The organism is Lactobacillus sp. W8172, from assembly GCF_016102055.1.
Classification (GTDB): Bacteria; Bacillota; Bacilli; order Lactobacillales; family Lactobacillaceae; genus Lactobacillus; species Lactobacillus apis_A.
Genome location: NZ_JACFPG010000009.1, coordinates 1 through 1478, shown reverse-complemented (window position 1 = coordinate 1478; position 1478 = coordinate 1). Strand labels below are relative to the sequence as shown.

The 1478-nt window shown below is 37.3% G+C and carries 1 protein-coding gene; it reads left to right on the top strand.

Annotated features, from left to right (window positions below; all coding sequences use genetic code 11):
- The coding region (locus H3R21_RS07380) for an SLAP domain-containing protein (RefSeq protein WP_198184146.1) at nucleotides 1–976 on the top strand (976 nt) is incomplete at its 5' end.
- Between the last annotated feature and the right edge of the window lie 502 nt (nucleotides 977–1478).

The following is a 1478-nucleotide window of genomic DNA, read 5'->3' as shown; positions in this document are numbered from 1 at the left end:
TTCAGACAGCAATGGCTCAGGATCAAATGGTTCAGACAGCAATGATTCAGGATCAAACGGTTCTGGTAACAACAGTTCTAGTTCAACAGGTACTGGAAATGGCGGTTCTAATGACAACGGTTCCGGCTCGGACAATACAGGTAGCACTTCAAATGGCTCAGATGCAGCAACAGGTACAGCTACAGCTGGAGAAACTGCAGGAGTGGACACGACTAAGGCTGCTGATAGAAAGTTGACCCACAATGCATACTTCTATAACAAGGAAGGTAAACGTGCTAACTTATTAGTAGCTAAGAAGGGGTCAACTATGACTACATATGGCACACAGACAATTGGTAATCGTGAATTTTACGAAACTAAGAACGGTTTGTTTGTCGCAGTAAACAACTTCAGAGCACAAAAGCGGACATTGAAGAAGAATGCGTTTGTATATAAGAAAGACGGCACGCGTGTTAGTGGCAAGGTACTGAAGAAGAACGGTAAAGTAGGTACATACGGTGATCCAATAGTAATCCGTGGCAAGTCATACTTCATTATTGATAACAACCGTTACGTAAAAGCAGCGAACTTTGGTGCAGTGACATTGGAAGCAAATAATGTACCTGCAGAAGGTGTAACATCAAACGCTGTATTAGGACATGATGCATATGTTTACAATAGTGAAGGACAACAAGTAGGTAATGTAATCTTAAAAGCTGATTCCGAAATTACTACTGGTGAAACCAAGACAATTAATGGTCGTCAATTTATCCAGATTGGTGAGGACGAATATGTTGATAGTGATAATGTAACGGGAACAGCGCGTACATTGACAGCGAAGGCATATATTTACAGCCAATACGGTAACCGAATTGGAAAGACAGCAATGAATGCAGGTGAAACTGTTCAAACCTACGGTGACGTTGTTGTTATCAAGGGCAAGACATACTACGCAATTGGTAACAAGCAATTTGTTAAGCAGACTGCATTTAAGTAAAGCAAAACTCAGCTATTTAAAATACAATAGCTAAGCAAGTAAAAGAAGCAACTATCTGATTAGATAGTTGCTTCTTTTTTATTTAGCATAATCGTTATTTAAGAAATTGTATAAGCTAATAAGCGGTGTAACAACATAAAACAACAGAGGGGTTAGGAATCATGAAACGCAGCGGCTTTTTATTAATGGCATGTGTGTTATTTAAGCGGTATATTAATAACCATAGTATTAGTGACAATAAAATAATGAAGCATATTGAAGAAGTAGTAGAACTTATGAGCACAGGAAAATGTAATTTTTCGTAGAGAAACAAGTTAATATGATTAGGAGTTTTACTAAGGATATTAAGCTACCTAAAACAGATCTCAGCTTCGTACTTTCTGACTAGCGTTATTTTATAATTGTATAAAATAAAAAAGGGGAGATAATGTTGGTTGACTAATTGCATATAAAATAACGCAAAAACACCTTTATATTTGGCAGGCAAAATGTTACCATTTTA